The organism is Streptomyces sp. NPDC046915, from assembly GCF_040644935.1.
Lineage (GTDB): Bacteria > Actinomycetota > Actinomycetes > Streptomycetales > Streptomycetaceae > Streptomyces.
This window is the reverse complement of record NZ_JBEYXB010000013.1, coordinates 61,906-86,359: the sequence shown is the minus strand read 5'-3', so window position 1 is coordinate 86,359 and position 24,454 is coordinate 61,906. Positions and strand designations below refer to the sequence as shown.

The 24,454-nt window shown below is 70.1% G+C and carries 23 protein-coding genes and 1 riboswitch; of the genes, 15 read left to right on the top strand and 8 right to left on the bottom strand.

All coding sequences use genetic code 11. The features are described from left to right. Positions 1 to 27 precede the first annotated feature (27 nt). Positions 28 to 1,134 (bottom strand): family 2 encapsulin nanocompartment cargo protein polyprenyl transferase, encoded by a 1,107-nt coding sequence (locus ABZ915_RS30395; RefSeq protein ID WP_361809858.1) that lies wholly within the window; start codon positions 1,132 to 1,134, stop codon positions 28 to 30. Positions 1,135 to 1,246: 112 nt separating this feature from the next. Further along, positions 1,247 to 2,653 carry a family 2B encapsulin nanocompartment shell protein gene (locus ABZ915_RS30390; RefSeq protein WP_361809856.1) on the bottom strand — a complete coding sequence of 469 codons (1,407 nt, stop codon included), beginning with the start codon at positions 2,651 to 2,653 and terminating at the stop codon, positions 1,247 to 1,249. Between the two features lie 295 nt (positions 2,654 to 2,948). Here ABZ915_RS30390 and ABZ915_RS30385 point away from each other — a divergent pair, with 295 nt between their 5' ends. Next, positions 2,949 to 3,542: an N-acetylmuramoyl-L-alanine amidase gene (locus ABZ915_RS30385; protein WP_361809854.1), complete on the top strand. Its 594-nt coding sequence runs from the start codon at positions 2,949 to 2,951 to the stop codon at positions 3,540 to 3,542. Positions 3,543 to 3,573: 31 nt separating this feature from the next. After that, positions 3,574 to 4,503 (top strand): pyridoxal-phosphate dependent enzyme, encoded by a 930-nt coding sequence (locus ABZ915_RS30380; protein WP_361809852.1) that lies wholly within the window; start codon positions 3,574 to 3,576, stop codon positions 4,501 to 4,503. Between the two features lie 33 nt (positions 4,504 to 4,536). On the opposite strand, the gene ABZ915_RS30375 is transcribed toward ABZ915_RS30380, so the two are convergent. Continuing rightward, a complete protein-coding gene (locus tag ABZ915_RS30375; protein WP_361809850.1) occupies positions 4,537 to 6,132 on the bottom strand; it encodes a Na+/H+ antiporter in 1,596 nt (531 codons plus the stop codon). 61 nt (positions 6,133 to 6,193) lie between these two features. On the opposite strand from ABZ915_RS30375, the gene ABZ915_RS30370 reads away from it, so the two are divergent. The 3 genes from ABZ915_RS30370 to ABZ915_RS30360 all read left to right on the top strand — a co-directional run bounded on the left by ABZ915_RS30370 (position 6,194) and on the right by ABZ915_RS30360 (position 8,245). After that, the gene (locus tag ABZ915_RS30370; RefSeq protein WP_361809848.1) at positions 6,194 to 6,454 is read left to right on the top strand and encodes a UBP-type zinc finger domain-containing protein; all 261 of its coding nucleotides are present in this window, start codon (positions 6,194 to 6,196) and stop codon (positions 6,452 to 6,454) included. Between the two features lie 262 nt (positions 6,455 to 6,716). Beyond that, positions 6,717 to 7,130, top strand: a complete 414-nt coding sequence (locus ABZ915_RS30365) for an anti-sigma regulatory factor (protein WP_004925829.1) — start codon at positions 6,717 to 6,719, stop codon at positions 7,128 to 7,130. Then, positions 7,127 to 8,245, top strand: coding sequence for an RNA polymerase sigma factor SigF (locus ABZ915_RS30360; protein WP_361809846.1), 1,119 nt, complete (start codon positions 7,127 to 7,129; stop codon positions 8,243 to 8,245). The genes ABZ915_RS30365 and ABZ915_RS30360 overlap by 4 nt, the downstream gene beginning before the upstream one ends. 32 nt (positions 8,246 to 8,277) lie before the next feature. Here ABZ915_RS30360 and ABZ915_RS30355 read toward each other — a convergent pair whose 3' ends face one another. Next, positions 8,278 to 8,727: a hypothetical protein gene (locus ABZ915_RS30355; RefSeq protein ID WP_361809844.1), complete on the bottom strand. Its 450-nt coding sequence runs from the start codon at positions 8,725 to 8,727 to the stop codon at positions 8,278 to 8,280. Between the two features lie 116 nt (positions 8,728 to 8,843). Here ABZ915_RS30355 and ABZ915_RS30350 point away from each other — a divergent pair, with 116 nt between their 5' ends. Next, the gene (locus tag ABZ915_RS30350; protein ID WP_361809842.1) at positions 8,844 to 9,812 is read left to right on the top strand and encodes a diacylglycerol kinase family protein; all 969 of its coding nucleotides are present in this window, start codon (positions 8,844 to 8,846) and stop codon (positions 9,810 to 9,812) included. A 319-nt stretch (positions 9,813 to 10,131) separates the two neighbouring features. Continuing rightward, a complete protein-coding gene (locus ABZ915_RS30345) occupies positions 10,132 to 10,389 on the top strand; it encodes a WhiB family transcriptional regulator (RefSeq protein WP_016639615.1) in 258 nt (85 codons plus the stop codon). A gap of 181 nt (positions 10,390 to 10,570) precedes the next feature. Here the strand turns inward: ABZ915_RS30345 and ABZ915_RS30340 are convergent, their stop codons facing one another. Further along, positions 10,571 to 12,037, bottom strand: coding sequence for a PAS domain-containing sensor histidine kinase (locus tag ABZ915_RS30340; RefSeq protein WP_361810175.1), 1,467 nt, complete (start codon positions 12,035 to 12,037; stop codon positions 10,571 to 10,573). Between the two features lie 476 nt (positions 12,038 to 12,513). Here ABZ915_RS30340 and nagB point away from each other — a divergent pair, with 476 nt between their 5' ends. From nagB to ABZ915_RS30305, 7 genes are all read left to right on the top strand, one after another. Further along, positions 12,514 to 13,299 carry a glucosamine-6-phosphate deaminase gene (gene nagB / locus ABZ915_RS30335; protein ID WP_361809840.1) on the top strand — a complete coding sequence of 262 codons (786 nt, stop codon included), beginning with the start codon at positions 12,514 to 12,516 and terminating at the stop codon, positions 13,297 to 13,299. A 187-nt stretch (positions 13,300 to 13,486) separates the two neighbouring features. Continuing rightward, the gene (locus ABZ915_RS30330; protein ID WP_361809838.1) at positions 13,487 to 14,251 is read left to right on the top strand and encodes a GntR family transcriptional regulator; all 765 of its coding nucleotides are present in this window, start codon (positions 13,487 to 13,489) and stop codon (positions 14,249 to 14,251) included. A 135-nt stretch (positions 14,252 to 14,386) separates the two neighbouring features. Next, the gene (locus ABZ915_RS30325; protein ID WP_361809836.1) at positions 14,387 to 14,662 is read left to right on the top strand and encodes a DUF3311 domain-containing protein; all 276 of its coding nucleotides are present in this window, start codon (positions 14,387 to 14,389) and stop codon (positions 14,660 to 14,662) included. Next, a complete protein-coding gene (gene mctP / locus ABZ915_RS30320) occupies positions 14,659 to 16,287 on the top strand; it encodes a monocarboxylate uptake permease MctP (protein ID WP_361809834.1) in 1,629 nt (542 codons plus the stop codon). Before ABZ915_RS30325 ends, mctP begins: the two co-directional genes overlap by 4 nt. A gap of 85 nt (positions 16,288 to 16,372) precedes the next feature. After that, a complete protein-coding gene (locus tag ABZ915_RS30315; RefSeq protein WP_361809832.1) occupies positions 16,373 to 16,879 on the top strand; it encodes a GNAT family N-acetyltransferase in 507 nt (168 codons plus the stop codon). Between the two features lie 77 nt (positions 16,880 to 16,956). After that, positions 16,957 to 17,035, top strand: a riboswitch (cobalamin riboswitch). Between the two features lie 145 nt (positions 17,036 to 17,180). After that, entirely contained in the window at positions 17,181 to 19,556 is a 2,376-nt protein-coding gene (locus ABZ915_RS30310; protein ID WP_361809830.1) for a ribonucleoside-diphosphate reductase subunit alpha, read from the top strand. Then, complete coding sequence (locus ABZ915_RS30305) at positions 19,556 to 20,584, top strand: ribonucleotide-diphosphate reductase subunit beta (protein WP_361809828.1); 1,029 nt, start codon at positions 19,556 to 19,558, stop codon at positions 20,582 to 20,584. The genes ABZ915_RS30310 and ABZ915_RS30305 overlap by 1 nt, the downstream gene beginning before the upstream one ends. Here ABZ915_RS30305 and ABZ915_RS30300 read toward each other — a convergent pair. After that, entirely contained in the window at positions 20,497 to 20,739 is a 243-nt protein-coding gene (locus tag ABZ915_RS30300) for a hypothetical protein (RefSeq protein ID WP_361809826.1), read from the bottom strand. The two genes, ABZ915_RS30305 and ABZ915_RS30300, sit on opposite strands and share 88 nt — an antisense overlap. A 92-nt stretch (positions 20,740 to 20,831) precedes the next feature. Here ABZ915_RS30300 and ABZ915_RS30295 point away from each other — a divergent pair, with 92 nt between their 5' ends. Continuing rightward, the gene (locus ABZ915_RS30295) at positions 20,832 to 21,797 is read left to right on the top strand and encodes a helix-turn-helix domain-containing protein (RefSeq protein WP_361809824.1); all 966 of its coding nucleotides are present in this window, start codon (positions 20,832 to 20,834) and stop codon (positions 21,795 to 21,797) included. A gap of 37 nt (positions 21,798 to 21,834) precedes the next feature. Here ABZ915_RS30295 and ABZ915_RS30290 read toward each other — a convergent pair whose 3' ends face one another. Together ABZ915_RS30290 and cyc1 are read right to left on the bottom strand one after the other, a co-directional pair. Then, positions 21,835 to 23,205 (bottom strand): cytochrome P450, encoded by a 1,371-nt coding sequence (locus tag ABZ915_RS30290; protein ID WP_361809822.1) that lies wholly within the window; start codon positions 23,203 to 23,205, stop codon positions 21,835 to 21,837. Continuing rightward, a complete protein-coding gene (gene cyc1 / locus ABZ915_RS30285; RefSeq protein WP_361809820.1) occupies positions 23,202 to 24,287 on the bottom strand; it encodes an epi-isozizaene synthase in 1,086 nt (361 codons plus the stop codon). Before cyc1 ends, ABZ915_RS30290 begins: the two co-directional genes overlap by 4 nt. Between the last annotated feature and the right edge of the window lie 167 nt (positions 24,288 to 24,454).

Sequence of the window (24,454 nt, the reverse complement as noted above, 5' to 3'; positions counted from 1 at the left end):
CGGCCCCGGAGGCTCCGGGGTCTCTTCTCAGGTGCTGCGCCGGGTCACGAACTCCGCCAGCGCCAGCAGACCGCCCGCCGCCTCCGGATCCGGGACCGCCCTGGCCAGCTCCTGCATCGCCAGGGCCATCCGGTCGGCCGCCTGGGCCTGCGCCCAGTCCCGGCCACCGGCCCGTTCCACGGCCTGGGCCGTGCGGGCGATCCCTTCGCGGTCCCCCTCCTCGTACGGCTTCCCGTACAGCTCGGCGAGTTCGGCGGCGGGCGGGGTGCCCGAGGTGAGCGCCGCGACGACGGGCAGCGACTTCTTGCGGGCGGCGAGGTCGGCTCCGGCCGGCTTGCCGGTGCGCTCGGGGTCGCCCCATATGCCGATGACGTCGTCGATCAGCTGGAAGGCGAGCCCCGCCTGGCGGCCGAAGGCGTCCAGCGCCGCCACGTCCTGAGCCGTCGCCCCCGCGTACAGGGCGCCGAGCGCGCAGGCGCACCCGAGCAGCGCGCCGGTCTTGGCCTCGGCCATCACGAGCACCTCGTCGAGCGTGACCTCGCCGGGGGCCCGCTTCTCCATGGCCGTGTCCGCGTGCTGGCCGGCGCACAGTTCGACGACGCAGTCCGCGAGCCGGGCCGCCGCCTTCCCGGACGCGGGATGCGGATCCCCGGCGAGCAGCCGGAGGGCGAGCGCCTGGAGGGCGTCCCCGGCGAGGATCGCGTCGGCGTCACCGAACACGGTCCATGCGGTGGGCCGGTGCCGGCGGGAGGTGTCGCGGTCCATCACGTCGTCGTGCAGCAGTGTGAAGTTGTGGACCAGTTCCACCGCCGCGGCCGCGCGCAGGGACGCCGTCCGGGCCCCCGGTCCGCCGAGCGCGTCGGCCGCCGCGAGGACGAGCGCGGGGCGTATGGCCTTGCCCGCGCTGCCGGTCGCCGGGGTGCCGTCCGCGTGCCGCCACCCGAAGTGGTACTGCGCGATCCGCCGCATCGAGCCGGGCAACGACTCGACGGCGGCGTGCAGTTCGGGGTCGACCGAGGCGCGGGCCCGGTCCAGGATCGCCGCGGCCTCGTGCCCGTCGGGCGGGTCCAGCACTCCGCCGGGCCGTGGCGGTCCCCCTGGGCGCTGCTTCGTCCCCGTCATGAACTCGGCCATGGGTCCCCCTCGCGAAGCCCGCGGACCGCGGCGTCTCCGCCCCGGCTGAGCGCGTACCCGGAGGGTCTACCCGTCCCGGCCGACGGGGACACGGCGGCGAGGTGCGGAAACGTCACCTCCACCGGCCGATCTCGACGTTCTCCAGCACGCCCAGCGCGTCCGGTACCAGGACCGCTGCCGAGTAGTAGGCCGTGACCAGGTATTTGATGATGGCCTGTTCATTGATGCCCATGAAGCGCACGGACAGGCTGGGCTCGATCTCGTCCGGGATTCCCGACTGGCGCAGCCCGATGACGCCCTGTTCCTCCTCTCCCAGTCGCATGGCGATGATGGAGCTCGTCCGTGCCTCGGTGACCGGGATCTTGTTGCACGGGTAGATCGGCACCCCGCGCCAGGTGGGGATGCGGTTGCCGCCCATGTCGATCGTCTCCGGGACGAGCCCGCGCTTGTTCAGCTCGCGGCCGAACGCGGAGATCGCGCGCGGGTGGGCGAGGAACAGCTTGGTGCCGCGCCGGCGGCTGAGCAGTTCGTCCATGTCGTCCGGGCTGGGCACGCCGTCGTGCGGCTGGAGCCGCTGGTCGTACTGGCAGTTGCTGAGCAGGCCGAACTCACGGTTGTTGATCAGCTCGTGTTCCTGGCGCTCCTTCAACGCCTCGACGGTGAGCCGGAGTTGCTGCTCGGTCTGGTTCATCGGCTGGTTGTAGAGGTCGGCCACGCGCGTGTGGACGCGCAGCACGGTCTGCGCGATGCTCAGCTCGTACTCGCGCGGGCTGGCCTCGTAGTCGACGAAGGTGTGCGGGATGTCCGGCTCGCCGCTGTGGCCGGCCGCGAGGTCGACCGCCTTCTCGCCGTACTTGTTGGTGCGCTGATGCGGGACCGAGCGCTGCTGCCGGACGTGCTCGCGCAGGGAGTCGGCGCGCTCGGCGACCTGGTCGAAGTCCTCGCGGGAGAGGATGAGCACCGTGCAGGCGGTGTCCGCGCGCGCGGTGTACTCCCAGATGGCGTCCGGGTCGAGGAGTGCCTGCTCGCCGAAGTACGCGCCGTCGGCGAGGACGCCCAGGACCGCGTCGTCGCCGTACGGACCCGTGCCGACCTTCTCGATCCTGCCGTGGGCGAGCAGGTAGACCTTGTCGGTCTGGCTGCCGAAGGAGGCGATCACCTCCCCCGGGGCGAAGTCCCGCCGGTGGCAGCGCTGGGCGAGCTCCGAGAGCACCTCCTGGTCGTCGTAGGACCGCAGGGCCGGCAGTTCGGCCAGTTCGCCGGGGATGACCTCGACGCGCTCGCCGGTCTTCACGAAGGTGATGCGCCCGTCGCCGAGTGCGTACGTCAGTCGCCGGTTGACCCGGTACGTGCCGCCCTGGACGTTCACCCATGGCAGCGTCCGCAGCAGCCAGCGGGAGCTGATCTCCTGCATCTGGGGTGCGGACTTGGTGGTCGTGGCCAGGTTCCGCGCCGCCGCGGTGTCCAGACTCTGCTGCGGCTTGTTCTGTTCCTCGCGGACCTCTTCGCCTACCGACATAGAGAATTGCCCTCCCGGTCATGCTGCGGCGCCGAACTGCGCCGGGCATCGATCTGACACCAGGCTCGCATCACTCAGCGTGCCGACGCCATTACCCGAAAGAGCGGGATTGGATCATCGGACTACCGGGCAAACAGGGTGGCCGCGTCCACCGCCTGCCGGGATTGCGGGGGTTGTCCTGATCGGCTCGCACAGCGTGCGAACGATGTATGGCGGGACGTCCGGTTTCGGTAGAAGCAGCCGTACGAGGCGGTCGCGACCGGCTGCCGCCCGGCACAGCACGAAGGAGGCGATCATGGCCTCACCCATGTCCGCGAGCGGTTTCCTCGACGCCCTGAGGGCCGAGGGGCTCACCGTCGTGGAGGTCGGCGACTGGGAACACCACAACCGCAATCACAAGGGGCCGTGGGGCCCTGTGCACGGCGTGATGATCCACCACACGGTGACCAGGGGCAGCGAGCGGACGGTGGCCCTCTGCCGGGACGGGTACACCGAGCTGCCGGGCCCGCTGTGCCACGGCGTGATCACCAAGGACGGCACCGTCCACCTCGTCGGCTACGGCCGCGCCAACCACGCCGGGCTCGGCGACGACGACGTGCTGCGCGCCGTGATCGCCGAGAAGGGGCTGCCACCGGACAACGAGGCCGACACCGACGGCAACCGGCACTTCTACGGCTTCGAGTGCGAGAACCTCGGCGACGGCGACGATCCCTGGCCCGAGGCCCAGCTGGAGGCCATCGAGAAGGCCGCCGCGGCGGTCTGCCGCCACCACGGCTGGACGGAGCGCTCGGTCATCGGCCACCTGGAGTGGCAGCCCGGGAAGGTGGACCCGCGAGGCTTCACGATGGGCTGGATGAGGGAGCGGATCAGGGAACGCCTGAAGGCGTAGCGCCCTGGCCGTCCCGGGCGACAATGAACCCGTGACCAGCCCCGACGCCCTCCGCCCCCGTCTGCCCTCCCCCCTGCGGGAGGTGGCCGACGAACGCTTCACGCGGCACGGCGTGCGTCTCCTGCTCAAGCGGGACGATCTGATCCACCCGGACCTGATCGGCAACAAGTGGCGCAAGCTGGTCCCGAACATCGAGGCGGCGGCCGGCCGCACGATCGTGACCTTCGGCGGCGCGTACTCCAACCATCTGCGGGCCACCGCCGCCGCGGGCCGGCTCCTCGGCCTGACCACCGTCGGCGTGGTCCGCGGCCAGGAGCTGGCCGACCGGCCCCGCAACCCGTCCCTGGCCCGGTGCGAGGCCGACGGCATGCGCCTGCACTTCATCGACAGGTCGACATATCGCCGCAAGGGCGAACCCGGCACCCAGGACACCCTCCTGCGCGCCCTCGACGAACCGGACGCCTACGTCGTCCCGGAAGGCGGCAGCAACTCCGAGGCCGTCCGCGGCTGCCAGGCCCTAGGCCGGGAACTGCGCGGTCACGGCGACTTCGTCGGTGGAGTCGATGGAGCAGATGGTGTGGATGTAGTCGCCCTCGCCTGCGGCACCGGCGGCACCCTCGCCGGCACGGCCGCCGGCCTGGCCCCCGGCCAGCGTGCCCTGGGCATACCCGTCCTGAAGGGCGGCTTCCTGGACGCCGAGATACGCGGCCTCCAGGAGCGCGCCTTCGGCGGCCGCCGGGGCACCTGGTCGCTCGACGACCGCTTCCACTTCGGCGGCTACGCCCGCGTCCCCGCGGAGCTCGAAGCCTTCGCCGCGGACTTCGAGGACCGCCACGGCCTGCCCGTGGAGCGGCTGTATGTCGCCAAGTTGCTCCACGCGCTCGTCACCCTCACCGGCGAAGGCGCCTTCCCGCGCGGGACGACGGTCGCCGCCGTCGTCACCGGCCGCCCCTTCCCGTGACCGGCGGCCCGCCCCGCCCCGCCCCTCCAGGGCCTACGCCGCCTCCCGGTACGCCGCCGCCTCCTCCAGGTCCAGCCTGCGCAGCAGGGTGCGCAGCATCTCGTCGTCGATGTAGCGGTGGTCGCGCAGCCGTACGAACACCTCGCGCTCGGCGCTGATCATGTCCCGGGACAGCCGGCGGTAGGTGTCGTCGACCGTCTCCCCGGTCACGGGGTTCACCGCGCCGAGCCGCTCCCAGACGGCGTTGCGGCGGCGTTCCAGGACCGTGCGCAGGCGGTCGGCGAGCGGCGGGGGCAGCGCGTTGCGCTCGTCCGAGAGGAGCTCCTCGAGGCGCTGCTCGGCGGCCCGTGAGGCCTGCGCCTGGGCGTTGGCCTCGGCGAGCGTCTCGGCCTGCGCGTCCCGGCCGGGGAACCTCAGCAGGCGGATCAGCGGGGGCAGGGTCAGGCCCTGCACCACCAGTGTCCCGATCACCGTGGTGAAGGTCAGGAACAGGATCAGGTTGCGCTGCGGGAAGGGCCCGCCGCCGTGCACCGTGACCGGGATGGAGAAGGCGATGGCCAGAGAGACCACGCCCCGCATCCCCGCCCACGAGGTGACCATCGCGCCCCGCCAGGTGGGGTTCACCTCCCGCTCCCTGATCCGCGCCGACATGAGGCGCGGCACGAAGGTCGCCGGATACACCCACACGAACCGGGCCGCGACCACCACCAGGAAGACGGCCACCGCGTACCAGGTGGCCTCGGCGCCCTCGTACTTCCCGAGGCCCTTGAGGACGACCGGCAGCTGGAGTCCGATGAGCGCGAAGACCGCGGACTCCAGGACGAAGGCGACCATCTTCCACACCGCCTCCTCCTGGAGCCGGGTGGCGAAGTCGACCTCCCACGCGCGGTGGCCGAGGTAGAGGGCGACGACCACGACCGCGAGGACTCCGGAGGCGTGCAGCTGCTCGGCGACGCCATAGGCGACGAACGGGATGAGCAGGGAGAGCGTGTTCTGGAGCAGGGGTTCCCTCAGGTGCGTGCGCAGCCAGTGGAGGGGAGCCATCAGGACCAGGCCGACGCCGACGCCCCCGACCGCCGCGAGCAGGAACTCACCGATCCCGCCGAGCCAGGTGGCGCCCTCGCCGACGGCCGCGGCGAGGGCGACCTTGTAACCGGTGATCGCGGTGGCGTCGTTCAGCAGGGACTCGCCCTGGAGGATCGTGGTGATCCGCGAAGGCAGGCCGACGCGACGGGCGACCGCGGTCGCCGCGACCGCGTCGGGCGGGGCCACCACGGCGCCCAGCACGAGCGCGGCGGGCAGCGGCATCCCGGGGACGATCAGATAGACGGCCCAGCCGACGACGAAGGTCGCGAAGAGCACGTATCCCACCGACAGCAGCGCCACCGGCCGCAGCTGGGCCCGCAGGTCGAGGTAGGAGCTGTCGGTCGCCGAGGTGTACAGCAGCGGGGGCAGCAGCAGGGGCAGCACCACCTCGGGGTCGAGGGTGTAGTCCGGCACCCCGGGGACGTACGAGACCAGCAGGCCGACCGCGACCAGCAGCAGTGGCGCCGGGACCGGCGTCCGCCTGGCCGCCCCCGCGATCGCGGCACTCCCCGCCACCAGCAGCAGCAGCGGCATCACGTCCATCGTCCTCGCCCGCCCTCGTTTTCCGCGCGGTCACCCGCACGTCCGTCGTAATCTGGCAATCATGAAACAGTGCACGCACGCCGACGCGCTGCCGCACCCGGAGCCCGAACCGCAGAACGAGACCTGCCCGGAGTGTCTCGCGAACGGTACGCACCCGGTGCAGCTGCGGAAGTGTCTGAGCTGTGGCCACGTCGGCTGCTGCGACTCCTCACCCGGGAGGCATGCCACGGAACATCACGAGACGTCCGGTCATCCTGTGATGCGGACCTTCGAACCGGGAGAAAGCTGGCGCTGGTGCTTCGTCGACCACGTACTCGTGTGACCCTGTAAGCAGGCGCCGATCCGGACGGTTCGAGCGTCTGACGTCTGGGTACGTCAACCCGGCGCGCGCTCTCCCCAATTGGGACCGCTGGACCTCTAGACACGGAGCGTATCCACAGCTTTACTGTGAGTGACGCCAGGGGGTTGGGGTCCCGGGGACAGGAACGTTCGGAGCGCGATAGCGTCACCGCTGAACCACGTATCGCGTTACCCCGAGGGGCGACCCTCGGCCCCTTAAAGCTTGTACCACCATGGAGGTGAGGGTGTCCCAGATCGCAGGCGAGCCCGCGACCCAGGACTTCGTGGAAGTCCGGCTGCCGGCTGCGGGTGCCTACCTGTCGGTGCTGCGTACGGCGACGGCCGGTCTCGCCGCCCGCTTGGACTTCACCCTGGACGAGATCGAGGACCTGCGCATCGCCGTGGACGAGGCCTGCGCGATCCTGCTCCAGCAGGCCGTGCCCGGCTCCGTGCTCAGTTGTGTCTTCCGGCTCGTCGACGACTCGCTCGAGGTCACGGTCTCGGCGCCGACCACGGACGGGCACGCCCCCTCGCGGGACACCTTCGCCTGGACCGTGCTGTCGGCCCTGGCGGGCAAGGTCTCCTCGGCCGTCGACGAGGACAAGACCGTGTCGATCAGCCTCTACAAACAGCGCGGCGCGGGACCCGGGCCGGCGTGAGGAACGGGGACGGTCCGGTGCGGGACGAAGAGCGCGGCACACGTGAGCTGCCGGTCGGAGGCGCGGGTTCTCCGGACGGTTCCCCACGCATGCGGGACGGCATCGACGGGATCCCCGAGCAGGCCAGGCCGCACCCGGAGGACCACTCCGCGGAGGCCGGCTTCCCGGACGACGGGCAGCGGGATCGGGAGGATGCCGTGCAGAGCGCGCCTCTGGAGCGGCCAAGCGGGGTGTCCCCGGCCCGGACGGAGGCGAGGGCTCGGGGAAGGGCGACGGGCGGGACGATGAGCGAGCACGAGCGGGACGACGACGAGCGGGACGCGCAGGCCGTGCCGGCTCTTCAGGGCGCGCAGCACGACCCCCACGACCGCAGTGGGGCGCGTGCGATGTTCGTCGAGCTCCGGGCGCTGAGCAACGGCAGCCCGGAGTACGCGGAGCTGCGCAACCAGCTGGTCCGCATGCACCTGCCGCTCGTCGAGCACCTCGCGCGCCGCTTCCGCAACCGCGGTGAGCCGCTGGACGACCTCACCCAGGTCGCCACCATCGGGCTGATCAAGTCGGTCGACCGCTTCGACCCGGACCGGGGCGTGGAGTTCTCCACGTACGCCACTCCGACCGTCGTCGGCGAGATCAAGCGGCACTTCCGTGACAAGGGCTGGGCGGTCCGCGTGCCGCGCCGGCTTCAGGAGCTGCGCCTCTCGCTCACCACGGCCACGGCCGAGCTGTCCCAGCAGCACGGGCGCTCCCCCACGGTGCACGAGCTGGCCGAGAAGCTCGCGATCTCCGAGGAGGAGGTCCTGGAGGGCCTGGAGTCGGCGAACGCCTACTCCACGCTTTCCCTGGACGTGCCCGACACGGACGACGAGTCCCCGGCGGTGGCCGACACCCTCGGCGCGGAGGACGAGGCCCTGGAGGGCGTCGAGTACCGCGAGTCCCTCAAGCCCCTGCTGGAGGATCTCCCGCCCCGGGAGAAGCGGATCCTTCTCCTGCGCTTCTTCGGCAACATGACCCAGTCGCAGATCGCCCAGGAGGTCGGCATCTCCCAGATGCACGTCTCCCGCCTCCTGGCCCGCACCCTGGCCCAGCTACGGGAAAAGCTGCTGGTCGAGGAGTAGCCGACGGGGCTGGAAAGCAGCCCCTCGGAGGGCTACCGTTCCGCCCGGCCCGGCCCCTTGATGCCCAGCGCCCTGGTCGTGGCCGGGTTCAGCAGGAGGACCAGCGCGGTCAGCGCGACCACGGCGAGGGCGATACCCGCCGGGATCGCGGCGCTGTCGGCCTGGAGGAGGCTGTAGGCGACCGGGAGCGCCATGATCTGCGTGATCACCGCGGGGCCCCGGCTCCAGCCGCGCCGCAGCAGCAGGCCGCGCGCGGCGAGCAGTGGCAGCAGGGCGAGCACGATCAGGGTGATGGCCAGGGTCACGGCCTGCTGCCGGTCGTCCGGGTCGCCGGTGAGGCCGAGCACGAGCGTCCACACACCTCCGACCACCAGGGCGGACCCCTCCAGCGCGGCCAGCGCCGCCGCGTAGGTCAGCCGGCGCGGACGGGGGCCGTCGGCCTCGGCGAGGATCTCGGGGGAGGGGCTCTGCTCGCTGCTCACCTCTGAAGGGTAGCCCTCGCCCCGAAGCCCGAGGTGTCCAGGCTCACGCCCCCTTCTCTTACCGGATCCCTACCTCGGTCTGGGCCCGGTACCCCCCAGTAGGTAACCTGCAACCCATGCGTGCACTTCTCGTGGTCAATCCGGCGGCAACCACCACAAGCGCACGTAGACGTGACGTGCTGATCCACGCGCTGGCGAGCGAGATGAAGCTCGAAGCGGTGACCACCGAGTACCGCGGCCACGCCCGCGACCTGGGCCGGCAGGCGGCGGAGAGCGACGACATCGACCTCGTCGTGGCCCTCGGCGGCGACGGCACGGTCAACGAGGTGGTCAACGGCCTGCTGCACGGCGGCCCCGACCCGGACCGCCTGCCCGGCCTCGCCGTGGTCCCCGGCGGTTCCACCAACGTCTTCGCCCGCGCCCTGGGCCTGCCCAACGACAACGTCGAGGCCACCGGCGCCCTGCTGGACGCTCTGCGCGAGGGCCGCGAGCGCGTCGTCGGTCTCGGCCTGACCTCCGGCACGCCCGGCACCGAGGACGAGGCGGTCCCCTCCCGCTGGTTCACGTTCAACGCGGGCCTCGGCTTCGACGCGGGTGTGGTCGGCCGGGTCGAGCAGCAGCGCGAGCGCGGCAAGAAGTCGACGCACGCCTTGTACGTCCGTCAGGTCGTCCGGCAGTTCCTCGGCGAGCCGCACCGCCGGCACGGCACGATCACGCTCGAACACCCAGGCGGGGACCCGGTCACCGATCTTGTCGTGGCGATAGTCTCGAACACGTCGCCTTGGACGTATCTCGGCAATCGCCCGATGTACACGTCACCTAAGGCCTCGTTCGATAAAGGCCTCGACGTACTCGGTCTCAGCCGCCTGTCCACGGCCGCGGTTGCCCGGTATGGCACCCAGTTGCTCACTTCGTCCCCCGAGCGCGGCCCCCACGGCAAGCACGCCGCCTCCCTGCACGACCTGGACGGCTTCACCTTGCATTCGAAGGTGCCACTCCCCCTTCAGATGGACGGCGACCACCTGGGACTGCGTACCAGCGTGACGTTCACAGGCGTACGCCGCGCACTGCGTGTGATTGTGTGAGCGGAACGGGCTAAAGTCCTTTCACTCGAACGTTTAGGCCAGGATCCACCCCATGGAAGTACGGCTGTGACCCAGTCGACACCGAGGAATCAAAAAAAACTTTCCGGAAGGGGTTGTATCCGCCGCTGAGGTTTGCGAGTCTCTACGTGGCGATCGGGACGGCCCGCAACACCGGCCTCCACTGATCACCGGAACCCCTCTTCAAACACAGGACCACGCCGAGGAGACTCGGCGGTCGGCCCTTCACTTGTTGGGGGATTCGTGAAAGCGTTCACATTCACAAGCAATCTGCATGTAATACCAAGGAGAGGTAGCAGCCATGGACTGGCGTCACAACGCCGTTTGCCGCGAGGAAGACCCCGAGCTCTTCTTCCCCATCGGCAACACCGGTCCTGCGCTGCTGCAGATCGAGGAAGCCAAGGCCGTCTGCCGTCGCTGCCCGGTTATGGAGCAGTGTCTGCAGTGGGCGCTCGAGTCCGGCCAGGACTCCGGCGTCTGGGGTGGTCTCAGCGAGGACGAGCGTCGCGCGATGAAGCGCCGCGCCGCCCGCAACCGGGCTCGTCAGGCCTCCGCCTGACAACCCACCCCTGCTGACAGCCTGAGCTTGGCGGCGCGTACAGCGAGTACGCATCTCCCGCCCCCGAGCCGCAGCGCGCAGTACCCCCGATGCGCTTGATAGAGCAGCAACGAGCTTAGGCCCCGGACCACTTGTGGTCCGGGGCTCAATGCTGTCCGGGGCACCCACGGCGCATCCGCGCCTACTTCTGCGCCTGCACCGGGATGTCGAGGATCACCCGCGTCCCCCGCTCCGGCGCCGGGACCATGTCGAAGGTGCCGCCCAACTCGCCCTCCACCAGGGTCCGTACGATCTGGAGGCCGAGATTGCCCGAGCGGTGGGGGTCGAAGCCGTCGGGGAGTCCGACGCCGTCGTCCTGGACGGTGACCAGGAGGCGGACCTCCTTGGTGGTGCCGCCGCGGACGGCGGAGACCTCGACGGTGCCCGTGTCGCCCTCGCGGAAGCCGTGTTCCAGGGCGTTCTGGAGGATCTCGGTCAGGACCATGGACAGCGGGGTGGCGACCTCGGCGTCGAGTATGCCGAAGCGGCCGGTGCGCCGGCCGGTCACCTTCCCCGGCGAGATCTCGGCGACCATCGCGAGCACACGGTCGGCGATCTCGTCGAACTCCACCCGCTCGTCCAGGTTCTGGGACAGCGTCTCGTGCACGATGGCGATGGAGCCGACCCGCCGCACGGCCTCCTCCAGCGCCTCCCGGCCGCGCTCGGACTCGATGCGCCGGGCCTGGAGGCGGAGCAGCGCGGCCACCGTCTGGAGGTTGTTCTTCACCCGGTGGTGGATCTCCCGGATGGTGGCGTCCTTGGTGATCAATTCGCGTTCGCGGCGCCGCAGTTCGGTGACGTCCCGCAGCAGGACCAGTGAACCGATGCGCGTCCCCTTGGGCTTGAGCGGGATGGCCCGGAACTGGATCACACCGTCGTCGGACTCGATCTCGAACTCGCGCGGCGCCCATCCGCTGGCGACCTTGGCCAGCGCCTCGTCCACCGGGCCTCGGGTCGGGGCCAGTTCGGCGGTGGTCGTGCCCAGCTCCTGGCCGACCAGGTCGGCGGCGAGACCGAGGCGGTGGTAGGCGGACAGGGCGTTCGGCGAGGCGTACTGGACGATGCCGTCCGCGTCCAGCCGGATCAGGCCGTCGCCGACACGCGGCGAGGCGTCCATGTCGACCTGCTGGTCGGGGAACGGGAAGGAGCCGGCCGCGATCATCTGCGCCAGGTCGGAGGCGCTCTGGAGGTACGTGAGCTCCAGGCGGCTCGGGGTGCGCACGGTCAGCAGATTGGTGTTGCGGGCGATGACGCCGAGGACCCGCCCCTCCCGTCGTACGGGGATCGACTCGACCCGCACCGGGACCTCCTCGCGCCACTCCGGGTCGCCCTCGCGCACGATCCGGCCCTCGTCGAGCGCCGCGTCCAGCATGGGACGCCGGCCGCGCGGGACCAGATGGCCGACCATGTCGTCCTGGTAGGAGGTCGGGCCGGTGTTGGGGCGCATCTGGGCCACCGAGACGTACCGCGTGCCGTCGCGGGTGGGGACCCACAGGACCAGGTCCGCGAAGGAGAGGTCGGAGAGCAGCTGCCACTCCGAGACCAGCAGGTGGAGCCACTCGAGGTCGGAGTCGTCGAGGGCGGTGTGCTGGCGTACGAGTTCGTTCATGGAGGGCACGTCTGCGAGCGTAACCCGGGGGCTGACCTGGCCGAAAAACACCCGCGGGCCGCGGCGCCTGGGAGGGACCCTCAACCCTCCCGGCACCGCAGCCCGGAGCAGCAACGGCCGTGGGGTGTGCGGTCCCGGTCGGCCGATGGATGAGGAGCCGGGGCAGTCAGGGCAGAGAGCACCGGTTCCTCGGTCCGCCTTCCTGTGCGGGGAAGACGGAAGTGTGTTCCTTACGCATTCTGGACTAGACCAGCAGATGTGTCCATGCGTGGGGAGTTGTTGCAACTTGGCGCTTCGAAGCCTAGCCCGCCCGGGTCGGCTACGGGGCCAGATGGCCATGGCAATTTCCGGGAACGCCGCCCCGGGGGCTCGCGCCGCGGGGGGCTCGCTGACGTGGTCAGGGGGTGCGCGGTACCATTCTTTCGAATGGTCTAAACCACACTGACCGGTAACCACACAGATCGGCAGGCCCCAGCGTGGAAGTAGTCATCGTTCCGGACGCCGAGTCGGGCGGCGAGCTCATCGCCGAGGCCATGGCGCAGCTGTTGCGCCGCAAGCCCGAGGCCCTGCTCGGCGTGGCCACCGGCTCGACCCCGCTGCCCATCTACCGGGCCCTGGCGGCCAAGGTGCGAGCCGGGGCCGTGGACACCTCGCGGGCGCGGATAGCGCAGCTCGACGAGTACGTGGGCCTGCCCGCCGAGCATCCCGAGTCGTACCGGTCCGTGCTCCGGCGGGAGGTGCTGGAACCGCTCGGGGTCGGGATGGACGCGTTCATGGGCCCGGACGGCACCGCCGAGGACGTGCAGGGCGCGAGCGAGGCGTACGACCGGGCGCTCGCCGGGGCCGGGGGCGTGGACCTCCAGCTGCTCGGGATCGGCACCGACGGGCACATCGGCTTCAACGAGCCCTGCTCCTCGCTCGCCTCGCGCACGCGCATCAAGACGCTCACCGAGCAGACCCGTATCGACAACGCCCGCTTCTTCGACGGCGACATCGAGCAGGTGCCGCACCACGTCATCACTCAGGGCATCGGCACCATCCTGGAGGCCCGCCACCTGGTGCTGCTCGCCACCGGCGAGGGCAAGGCGGACGCGGTGGCGGCGACGGTCGAGGGGCCGGTCGCGGCCGTGTGCCCGGCCTCGGCGCTACAGCTGCACCCCCACGCCACGGTGGTCGTCGACGAGGCCGCGGCGTCGAAGCTCAAGCTCGCGGACTACTTCCGGCACACCTACGCCAACAAGCCGGACTGGCAGGGCATCTGAGGTCGGCAGGAGGCCGCATGAGGCCGTCGGCCGCGGCTTTGGCCTAGACCAAGGGGGATCACAACGGTATACAGAGGAGATCACGGAGCGTGCGGTGGGCGCCCGACACGCTGAGCCGTGCCACGATGTGAGCCGTGGCCGACGGGTATGTCGGCCGCTTGGGCACCCGGAGCCGGGAAGGCAGAGCATGAGCACCGACGTCAGCAGTGCGGAGAACGAGAGTGGCGCCACCGTCCGTACCGCGCGCGTGCCCAAGTACTACCGCCTGAAGAAGCACCTGCTCGACATGACGGAGACCCAGGCGCCGGGCACCCCCGTCCCGCCCGAGCGCACCCTGGCCGCCGAGTTCGACACCTCGCGCACCACGGTCCGCCAGGCCCTTCAGGAACTGGTCGTCGAGGGCCGGCTGGAGCGCATCCAGGGCAAGGGCACCTTCGTCGCCAAGCCGAAGGTCTCGCAGGCGCTTCAGCTCACCAGCTACACCGAGGACATGCGCGCCCAGGGCCTGGAGCCGACCTCGCAGCTGCTGGACGTCGGCTACATCACCGCCGACGAGCGGCTCGCCGGGCTGCTCGACATCACGGCGGGCGGCCGGGTGCTGCGCATCGAGCGGCTGCGCATGGCCAACGGCGAGCCGATGGCCATCGAGACCACGCATCTGTCGGCCAAGCGCTTCCCGGCGCTGCGCCGCAGCCTCGTGAAGTACACCTCGCTCTACACCGCGCTCGCCGAGGTCTACGACGTCCACCTCGCCGAGGCCGAGGAGACCATCGAGACCTCGCTGGCCACCCCGCGCGAGGCGGGGCTGCTCGGTACGGACGTGGGCCTGCCGATGCTGATGCTCTCCCGGCACTCCCTGGACCGCGAGGGCCAGCCGGTGGAGTGGGTGCGGTCGGTGTACCGGGGGGACCGCTACAAGTTCGTGGCGCGACTCAAGCGGCCGCAGGAGTAGGCGGGTCGGCGTCTTCACGCCATGCCCCCGAAATCGACATACCGATATGCGGATGAGGTCTTCCGCTGACGTGACACTGTCCCCTAGATTGCCTGCGCATTACACAGGTGATCAGTGAGGGGACGGAGCTGTGGCATGTCCGAAGCGCCTGAAGTGAAACCACCGGTCGTGGCAGCGGTCGTGACACCGGTCCGGGTGATCATCGGCCTGTGTCTCGTCGCGCCCTTCGTGGCGATGCTGTGGGTCGGCTCCTACACCAAGGTGGACCCCGCGTTCATAGGGATCCCGTTCTTCTACTGGTACCAGATGCTGTGGGTGCTCATCTCCACCGTGCTGACCATGACCGCCTACCAGTTGTGGCGCCGTGACCAGCGTTCCCGCGAGACCGCGAAGGGGGGTGCGGCGGAATGAAGGACGGCGTGAACGGCGTCGCGCTCGGCGTCTTCATCTTCTTCTTCCTGGCCGTCACGGTCATGGGCTTCCTCGCCGCGCGCTGGCGCAGGGCCGACGACGAGCACAGCCTCGACGAATGGGGCCTGGGCGGCCGGTCGTTCGGCACCTGGATCACCTGGTTCCTGCTCGGCGGCGACCTGTACACCGCCTACACCTTCGTGGCGGTGCCGGCGGCGATCTACGCGGCGGGCGCGGCGGGCTTCTTCGCGGTGCCGTACACCATCCTCGTCTACCCGTTGATCTTCACGTTCCTGCCCCGCCTGTGGTCGGTCTCGCACAAGCACGGCTATGTGACGACCTCTGACTTCGTGCGCGGCCGGTTCGGCTCCAAGGGCCTGTCGCTGGCGGTGGCGCTGACCGGCATCCTGGCGACGATGCCGTACATCGCGCTCCAACTGGTCGGCATCCAGGCCGTGCTGGACGTGATGGGCGTCGGCGGCGGCGAGAACACCAACTGGTTCGTGAAGGACCTGCCGCTGCTGATCGCCTTCGGCGTGCTGGCCGCGTACACGTACTCGTCGGGCCTCAGGGCGCCCGCGCTGATCGCGTTCGTCAAGGACGGGCTGATCTACATCGTCATCGCCGTCGCGATCATCTACATCCCGATCAAGCTGGGCGGGTTCGACGACGTCTTCGCCAAGGCGGGTCACGCGTTCAGCCAGGTCAACCCGGCGACCGGGAAACCGCGCGGCGCGCTCGTGCCGGCGGAGGCGGGCCAGTGGACGTACGCCACGCTGGCGTTGGGCTCGGCGCTGGCGCTGTTCATGTACCCGCACTCGATCACCGCGACCCTGTCCTCGCGCAGCCGTGAGGTGATCCGCCGCAACACCACGATCCTGCCGCTGTACTCCCTGATGCTGGGCCTGCTGGCGCTGCTGGGCTTCATGGCGATCGCGGCCGGGGTGAAGGTCACCAACGGCCAGCTGGCGATCCCGCAGCTGTTCGAGGACATGTTCCCGGACTGGTTCGCGGGCGTGGCCTTCGCGGCGATCGGCATCGGCGCGCTGGTGCCGGCGGCGATCATGTCGATCGCGGCGGCCAACCTCTTCACCCGCAACATCTACAAGGACTTCATCAAGCCGGACGCCACGGCGAAGGAGGAGACCCGGGTCTCCAAGCTCGTGTCGCTGCTGGTGAAGGTGGGCGCGCTGGTCTTCGTCCTGACCATGGACAAGACGGTCGCCATCAACTTCCAGCTGCTCGGCGGCATCTGGATCCTGCAGACCTTCCCGGCCCTGGTCGGCGGCCTGTTCACCCGCTGGTTCCACCGCTGGGCCCTGCTGGCCGGCTGGGCGGTCGGCATGGTGTACGGCACGGTCGCCGCGTACGGGGTGGCCTCGCCGACGCAGGCGCACTTCGGCGGCTCGGCGAAGGAGATCCCCGGCATCGGCGAGATCGGCTACATCGGCCTCACGGCGTTCGTCCTGAATGTCGTCGTGACCGTGGTCCTGACCTTCGTCCTGAAGGCGGCGAAGGCCCCCGAGGGCGTCGACGAGACCAAGCCGGAGGACTACACGGCGGACGCGGGCGACCCGGGCGTCGAGGTGGAACTGCCGCCGGCGACAGCGGGAGCCTCCCACTAGAGGAGCTTTCCACCAGGCAGGACCGCGGCGGGCCGTCGGGAAATTCGGCGGCCCGCCGTCGTGTGCGTGGGGCACACTGCGCGCCATGGACATCCGGATCCGTGAAGTGGAACCCGCCGAGTACACCGCTCTCGGCGAACTGACCGCCCGCGCCTACCTCGACGACGGCCTCCTCGACTACGGCGAGGGCGACGAGTACCTGCCCGTGCTGAAGGACGTCGCGCAGCGAGCCGCCGCCGCCGTGGTGCTGGTGGCGGTGCGCGACGGCAGGCTGCTCGGTGGCGTCACCTTCGTTCCCGACGGCGGCCCCGTCGCCGACATCGCCGGACCCGGAGAGGCCGAGATCCGCGCGCTGGCCGTCGAGCACGGCGCCCGCGGCGAAGGCGTCGGCGAGGCCCTCGTCAGAGCCTGCCTCGACCGCGCCCGCGCCGCGGACGGCCGCACCAGCGTCGTCCTGTCGAGCCAGCGCTCCATGCACACCGCCCACCGGCTCTACGAACGCCTCGGCTTCGTCCGCACACCGGAGCGGGACTGGAACCCCGTGCCGCACCTGGACGACCTCACTCTCCTCACCTACAAGTTGACGCTCTGAAACCACCTCGACACAACATCTGGGGGTGGCGTGACAGGCGAGCACAAGATGTATGCTCATGCTCGCTGTCGCCGCAGGGGAATCCGGTGCGAATCCGGAACTGTCCCGCAACGGTGTACTTGTGCATGTCTGTGCACAGGAGTCAGTCCGAGGACCTGTCGACAGCGCGCCCCGGCCGTCCGGCTCGGGTGCTCAGACGTCCGGGCCTCGTGGAGTGGGCCGGTGGACGCGACGCCGTGCGCGCTCGTGTGCTGCCCCCTGCCCTCCGCCAGGCCCCCTGCCGAGCGAGGGAGTGCCCCACGTGACCATCGCGCCAGCCGACCCGGCTTCAGCCATCCCGGCGACCGAGGCGACCCCGGTGGAGTCCGACGGTCCCGGGACCGCGCTGTTGCGGACCCTGACCGAGCTGACCGCCGACCTGCCCGACGCCGACCCCGGCCGGGTCGCCGCCGCCGCGCTGCGCGGCCGGTCCGCCCGTGCCGACGAGGCGGAACTGCGCGAACTGGCCACGGAGGCGGCCGCCGGCCTGATCTCCGAGGACCCGGCCTACTCGAGGCTGGCCGCCAGGCTGCTGACGATCAGCATCGCCGCGGAGGCCGCCTCCCAGGGCGTCACCTCGTTCACCGGGTCCGTGGCCGTCGGCCACCGCGAGGGCCTCATCGCCGACCGCACCGCCGACTTCGTACGGCTGCACGCGGCCCGCCTGGACGCGCTGATCGACACGGACGCCGACGACCGCTTCGGCTACTTCGGCCTGCGCACCCTGCACAGCCGCTACCTCCTGCGGCACCCCCACACCCGCAAGGTCGTCGAGACGCCCCAGCACTTCCTGCTGCGGGTGGCGAGCGGCCTCGCCGAGGACGACACCACCCGCTCCGTCGACGAAGTCGCCGCGCTCTACGGCCTGATGAGCCGCCTCGACTACCTGCCCTCCTCCCCCACCCTGTTCAACTCCGGCACCCGGCACCCCCAGATGTCGTCCTGCTACCTCCTCGACTCCCCCAAGGACGAGCTGGACTCCATCTACGACCGCTACCACCAGGTCGCCCGGCTCTCCAAGCACGCCGGCGGCATCGGTCTGTCGTACAGCCGGATCCGTTCGCGCGGCTCCCTCATCCGCGGTACCAACGGGCACTCCAACGGCATCGTGCCGTTCCTGAAGACCCTCGACGCGTCCGTGGCGGCCGTGAACCAGGGCGGCCGGCGCAAGGGCGCCGCCGCGGTCTACCTGGAGACCTGGCACTCCGACATCGAGGAGTTCCTGGAGCTGCGCGACAACACCGGCGAGGACGCCCGCCGTACGCACAACCTCAATCTCGCGCACTGGGTCCCGGACGAGTTCATGCGCCGTGTGAACGCCGACGAGCAGTGGTCGCTGTTCTCCCCGGCCGACGTGCCCGAGCTGGTCGACCTGTGGGGCCAGGAGTTCGACGCGGCGTACCGCAAGGCCGAGGCCGAGGGGCTCGCGAAGAAGACCATCCCGGCCCGTGATCTGTACGGCCGTATGATGCGCACCCTCGCGCAGACCGGCAACGGCTGGATGACCTTCAAGGACGCCGCCAACCGCACCGCCAACCAGACGGCCGAACCGGGCCACGTCGTGCACTCCTCCAACCTGTGCACGGAGATCCTGGAGGTCACGGACGACGGGGAGACCGCGGTCTGCAACCTGGGTTCGGTCAACCTCGGCGCCTTCGTCGACACCGGGACCGGCGACATCGACTGGGAGCGGCTGGACGCCACCGTCCGTACCGCCGTCACCTTCCTCGACCGCGTCGTCGACATCAACTTCTACCCCACCGAGCAGGCCGGCCGCTCCAACGCCAAGTGGCGCCCGGTCGGCCTCGGCGCGATGGGTCTCCAGGACGTCTTCTTCAAGCTGCGGCTGCCCTTCGACTCGCCGGAGGCGAAGGCGCTGTCCACGCGCATTTCCGAGCGCGTCATGCTCGCCGCGTACGAGGCCTCCGCCGACCTCGCCGAGCGCAACGGCCCGCTGCCGGCCTGGGAGAAGACCCGCACCGCGCGGGGTTTCCTGCACCCCGACCACTACGACGCCGAGCTGACCTGGCCGGAGCGCTGGGCGGCGCTGCGCGAGCGCGTCGCGACGACCGGCCTGCGCAACTCGCTGCTGCTGGCCATCGCCCCCACCGCCACCATCGCCTCGATCGCCGGTGTCTACGAGTGCATCGAGCCGCAGGTGTCCAACCTGTTCAAGCGCGAGACGCTGTCCGGCGAGTTCCTCCAGGTCAACTCGTACCTGGTGAAGGACCTCAAGGAGCTCGGCGTCTGGGACGCCCGCACCCGTGAGGCGCTGCGCGAGGCGAACGGCTCGGTGCAGGACTTCGCCTGGATCCCGGCCGACGTACGGGCGCTGTACCGCACGGCCTGGGAGATCCCGCAGCGCGGCCTGATCGACATGGCCGCCGCCCGGACCCCGTTCCTGGACCAGTCCCAGTCCCTGAACCTCTTCATGGAGACGCCGACCATCGGCAAGCTCTCCTCGATGTACGCGTACGCCTGGAAGCAGGGCCTGAAGACGACGTACTACCTGCGCTCCCGCCCGGCGACCCGCATCGCCCGCGCTGCCCGAGCCACTGTCCCCGTACAGCAGGCCGCGGACCCCGACGCCGTCGCCTGCTCCCTGGAGAACCCCGAGTCCTGCGAGGCCTGCCAGTAATGACCACCGAAGCCAAGACCGTGCTGTCCAAGAACCTGCTCGACCCGGGCTTCGAGCTGACTCTCCGCCCCATGCGCTACCCGGACTTCTACGAGCGCTACCGGGACGCCATCAAGAACACCTGGACCGTGGAGGAGGTCGACCTCCACTCGGACGTGGCCGACCTCGCGAAGCTGACTCCGGCGGAGCAGCACCTGATCGGCCGCCTGGTGGCCTTCTTCGCGACGGGCGACTCGATCGTCGCGAACAACCTGGTGCTGACCCTCTACAAGCACATCAACTCCCCCGAGGCGCGGCTGTACTTGAGCCGTCAGCTCTTCGAGGAGGCCGTGCACGTCCAGTTCTATCTGACGCTCCTGGACACCTACCTCCCCGACCCGGACGACCGCACCGCCGCCTTCGCGGCCGTGGAGAACATCCCGTCCATCCGCGAGAAGGCCGGGTTCTGCTTCAAGTGGATCAACGAGGTCGAGAAGCTGGAGCGTCTGGAGTCCCGGGCGGACCGCCGCCGCTTCCTGCTCAACCTCATCTGCTTCGCCGCGTGCATCGAGGGCCTGTTCTTCTACGGCGCCTTCGCGTACGTCTACTGGTTCCGCAGCCGGGGCCTGCTGCACGGTCTGGCCACCGGAACCAACTGGGTGTTCCGCGACGAGACGATGCACATGTCCTTCGCCTTCGACGTCGTGGACACCGTCCGCAAGGAGGAGCCGGACCTCTTCGACGACGAGCTCCAGCAGCAGGTCACCGACATGCTGCGGGAGGCCGTCGAGGCCGAGCTGCAGTTCGCGCGCGACCTGTGCGGTGACGGCCTCCCGGGTATGAACACCGACTCGATGCGACAGTACCTGGAGTGCGTCGCCGACCAGCGTCTGACGCGCCTCGGCTTCGCTCCGGTGTACGGCTCCGAGAACCCCTTCTCCTTCATGGAGCTCCAGGGTGTTCAGGAGCTGACCAACTTCTTCGAGCGGCGTCCGTCGGCGTACCAGGTGGCGGTGGAGGGCACCGTCGACCTGGACGAGGACTTCTGATCCTCGGTCTCCTCCCGTGCCTGCTGGGCCTCCCTGATCTGTCGGTCGACGCGCCGGTCGTGCGCGATGCCGATCAGTGACGGGAGGACCATCAGGACGAAGATCCCGAGGACGACGAGCAGTGCGGTCAGGCCTTCTGTCTGTGCTGTAGTCATGACACCACTGTCGCGCCGGATACTGCTTACCGTGAGTGGCAGGACTGCCGTACGCCTTCAAATTCCTGCCACTGTGGAGGCACACTGGCAGCATGCTGAAGAACGTGGCGGCCGTGCTGCTGGACGGCGTGCACCCCTTCGAGCTCGGCGTCGTCTGCGAGGTGTTCGGCATCGACCGCAGCGACGAGGGGCTGCCGGTGTACGACTTCGCGGTGGTGTCGGCCGAGGGCCCGGCGCTGGGCACGCACGTCGGCGGGCTGACGGTGTCCACACCGTACGGTCTCGACCGGCTCGACCAGGCCGATCTGATCACCGTGCCGGCCGGCGACGAGTTCCACCACCGGGACTACCCGCCCGCGCTCCTCGACGCCCTGGTGCGGGCCGTGGAGCGCGGGGCCCGGGTGCTGAGCGTGTGCTCCGGGGTGTTCATGCTCGGTGCCGCCGGGCTGCTGGACGGGCGGCGCTGCGCGGTGCACTGGCACCACGCGGACGAACTGACCCGGCAGTACCCGCGCGCGCTCGTCGAACCCGACGTGCTCTACGTCGACGAGGACCCGGTGATCACCTCGGCCGGCACCGCCGCCGGTATCGACGCCTGTCTGCACATCGTGCGCAAGGAGCAGGGCCCGGAGGTCGCCAACAAGATCGCCCGGCGCATGGTGGTGCCGCCGCACCGGGACGGCGGGCAGGCGCAGTACATCGAGCGTCCGCTGCCGAAGAGCTCCTGCGACACCGTGGGCGAGGTGCTGGCGTGGATGGAGCAGCACCTCGACGAGGAGGTCACCGTGGACCAGCTCGCGGCTCGCGCCCACATGGCCCCGCGCACCTTCGCCCGCCGCTTCCAGCAGGAGACGGGCACCACCCCCTACCGCTGGATCCTGCGCCAACGGGTGCTGCTGGCCCAGGAGTTGCTGGAGGGCACGGACGAGACGATGGACGCGATCGCCTGGCGGACCGGGTTCGCCACGGCGGCCGCGCTGCGCCACCAGTTCGTCCGGGCGCTGGGCACGACGCCGAACGCCTACCGGCGCGCGTTCCGGGGGCCCGAGGCCGCCTGAGCGCACGCCGGTACCGGCAGGCGTCGCACTTCGTGCGTCACCACTCCACGGGCTTGAGCAGCAGCCGGTGCGGACGGAGCGTGATGCCCACCCGGGTCGCGTCATCCGACCCGCCGACCTGCTCGAAGCGGTACTTCGCCGACACCGCCGCGGTGATCAGGGTCAGCTGCGCCATGGAGAAGTGGTCGCTGGGGCACTTGCGGTTGCCGACGCTGAAGGGGCTCATCGCGTGCTTGGGCACGTCCTTGACCCGCTCCGGCAGCCAGCGGTCGGGGTCGAACCCGAGGTGGTCCGGGTAGGAACGCGCGTCGCGCTGGATCGCGTACGGGCTGTAGACGATGTCCGCGCCCGCCGGAATGCGATAGCCGCCGAGAGCGGTGTCGGTCACCGCCCGCCGCGTCAATATCCATACGGCGGGGCGCAAACGCATGGCCTCGACGACGAGATTGTTCGTGTGGGTCAGCCGCCGTACGTCGTCGAATCCGACGGGCCGGCCGCCCGTCACGGATTCGGCCTCGGCGCGCACCCTGGCGGCGTGTTCCGGGTGTTCGGCGAGGACCTGGAGGAGCCACATGATCGTGGAGGCGACTGTTTCGCTTCCGGGGGTGAGTATCGCGACCACCTGATCGTGGATCTCCTGTTCTCCGATGGGGTCGCCATTGTCGTCCCGCGCCTCCAGCAATGCCGTCAGCAAATCGTCCGGCTTTTGACCAGATGCCCGGCGTTCGGCGACGATCTCGTCGACCAGGAGATGCAAATCGGCCAGCGCCCGGTTGAATTCCCGGTTGGCCGGCAGCGGCAGCCGGTAGAGCGGTCCGAGCGGGACGACCATCCTCCGGTACATGCCCCTGAAGACGGTGGCGAGGGCGACGCACAGCCGCTCGGCCCGCTCGTCCATGTACTCGCCGCGCAGCAGGCAGCGGGCCGCGACGCGCACGGCGACGCGGAAGGACTCGGAGGTGCAGTCGAGGGTCTCGCCGGGCTGCCAGCGCTCGGTCAGCGCGTGCGCCTCCTCCTCCATGACCGGCCCGTAGGCGGGGATCGCGTCGAGGCGGAAGGCGGGCTGGATGATGCGCCGCTGGCGGCGGTGGCGGGAGCCGTTGGCGGTGGCCACGCCCTCCTTGCCGAGCAGGCCCTCCAGGGACTCCCACAGCGGTCCGGCGATGATGTAGTCGGGGCTGAGGGCCAGCGCGCCGGTGAGCTCCGGCGTGGTGACGGCGTACACCGTCTTGGGGCCGAGCCGGAGGCGTACGACCTCGCCGTGGTCGCGCAGCCGGGACATGAAGGCCAGCGGGTCGCGGACCAGCTTCCAGCCGTGGCCGAGGACCGGGACGGCGCCGCCGGCGAGGGGCGGTTCCCGCAACTCCGGCGCGTCGGCGGAGACGGGATTCACGGATTCGACGGTCATTTCTCACCTGCCGCTTCGTTGTTGACGTACGGGGGCGTGGACCGGTCGTCCCAGCTGTCGACCATGTACCGGCCGGACTCGTGGTGGAACCAGTAGACGGAGCTGAACCAGTTCCGCATATTGCCGAGGCAGGCCCGTACGGCGGCGCCGAGTTCCTTTCCCGGCACCGTGCCGTCGTCGAGGTCGTCGGCGAACCGCAAGGCGATTCGCTCCGCCTCCAGGAATTCGTCGACGCATTCCTCGACGCGCCGCCTTACTTCCCCGACCGCCTCTTCCAGGGTGAGTTCCTGATGGACGATCAGGCTGATTCCGAGATTGTGCACCTCGTCGCCCGCTATTTCCTTCGGCAGCGAGCAGAGGTCGTTGTACCACGCCGCGAATTCCTGGCTCAGCAGGGCCGGGCGGCGGTATGCCGGGTGTTTCCGTACGGCGTCCGGGAGTTCGAGTCCCGCGCTCGGCTCCAGCAGGTCCGTCCAGATCCAGTGGGCGAAGGTCAGACGCCTCAGGGCGAGGTACTCCTCGACCTCGGGGACGTGTCCCCCGGCGCGGTTGCGGAACTCCCGGTCGTACGCCTCGATCACCGCGTGGAAGTGCCGGGCGAACCGCGCGTTCCAGGTGCCCGGCAGGAACGAGTACAGCCGCAGAACACTGTCCGCGAAGCCTGCCACCAGTGGGTCCGGGTGGCGCAGCTGGTGCCCGGGTGAGTCGAGGGCCGTGTGCAAGCGGAACCTGAGCCGCCGCCAGTCGCCCGCGCGGCCGTGGACGATGTCACGGTCGTGGCGGTCGTCCCAGGCGAAGAACCACGCGCTGTAGTCGGCTATGGCCTGGAGCACCTCGTCCGGCGCGCCGAGGTAGTACCCGGCCATGAGGTCGGTGTAGCACAGTCCGTCGGCATATTCCGCCACCTTGTCCGCCGGCATGAGCCGTTTTTCGAGCAGCCACAGGCGGGTCTTCTCCTGAAGCTTTGGCCAATACGGGTGCAGGTTCCGGGGAAACGCGTCCTCGATCACCGGAAGGGCGAGCGACGGCGGAACCGCGACCGCCGTCGGTGTCGATGTGGTGCCGCGTGAGAAAGCATGCACGAACAAACCCCTCTCAGCCGCCAGTTACGCACGCCCCTCCCGCTGTGCCGGGCGTGCGCCGTTGCGTATCCCCGCACTTCCATTCAGCACCACAACTGACCGCTCTGGGAACGGATTTGCCTCACTCACCACCCCAAGATGCCGGGAATCATGCGACGAACAAACGA

Bases quoted from the DNA above. Each gene is read 5' to 3' on its own strand.
- ABZ915_RS30395 (WP_361809858.1), bottom strand. From the start codon at position 1,134: ATGGCCGAGTTCATGACGGGGACGAAGCAGCGCCCAGGGGGACCGCCA.
- ABZ915_RS30390 (WP_361809856.1), bottom strand. From the start codon at position 2,653: ATGTCGGTAGGCGAAGAGGTCCGCGAGGAACAGAACAAGCCGCAGCAG.
- ABZ915_RS30385 (WP_361809854.1), top strand. From the start codon at position 2,949: ATGGCCTCACCCATGTCCGCGAGCGGTTTCCTCGACGCCCTGAGGGCC.
- ABZ915_RS30375 (WP_361809850.1), bottom strand. From the start codon at position 6,132: ATGGACGTGATGCCGCTGCTGCTGCTGGTGGCGGGGAGTGCCGCGATC.
- ABZ915_RS30370 (WP_361809848.1), top strand. From the start codon at position 6,194: ATGAAACAGTGCACGCACGCCGACGCGCTGCCGCACCCGGAGCCCGAA.
- ABZ915_RS30350 (WP_361809842.1), top strand. From the start codon at position 8,844: ATGCGTGCACTTCTCGTGGTCAATCCGGCGGCAACCACCACAAGCGCA.
- ABZ915_RS30345 (WP_016639615.1), top strand. From the start codon at position 10,132: ATGGACTGGCGTCACAACGCCGTTTGCCGCGAGGAAGACCCCGAGCTC.
- ABZ915_RS30340 (WP_361810175.1), bottom strand. From the start codon at position 12,037: ATGAACGAACTCGTACGCCAGCACACCGCCCTCGACGACTCCGACCTC.
- ABZ915_RS30330 (WP_361809838.1), top strand. From the start codon at position 13,487: ATGAGCACCGACGTCAGCAGTGCGGAGAACGAGAGTGGCGCCACCGTC.
- ABZ915_RS30325 (WP_361809836.1), top strand. From the start codon at position 14,387: ATGTCCGAAGCGCCTGAAGTGAAACCACCGGTCGTGGCAGCGGTCGTG.
- mctP (WP_361809834.1), top strand. From the start codon at position 14,659: ATGAAGGACGGCGTGAACGGCGTCGCGCTCGGCGTCTTCATCTTCTTC.
- ABZ915_RS30315 (WP_361809832.1), top strand. From the start codon at position 16,373: ATGGACATCCGGATCCGTGAAGTGGAACCCGCCGAGTACACCGCTCTC.
- ABZ915_RS30305 (WP_361809828.1), top strand. From the start codon at position 19,556: ATGACCACCGAAGCCAAGACCGTGCTGTCCAAGAACCTGCTCGACCCG.
- ABZ915_RS30300 (WP_361809826.1), bottom strand. From the start codon at position 20,739: ATGACTACAGCACAGACAGAAGGCCTGACCGCACTGCTCGTCGTCCTC.
- ABZ915_RS30295 (WP_361809824.1), top strand. From the start codon at position 20,832: ATGCTGAAGAACGTGGCGGCCGTGCTGCTGGACGGCGTGCACCCCTTC.
- ABZ915_RS30290 (WP_361809822.1), bottom strand. From the start codon at position 23,205: ATGACCGTCGAATCCGTGAATCCCGTCTCCGCCGACGCGCCGGAGTTG.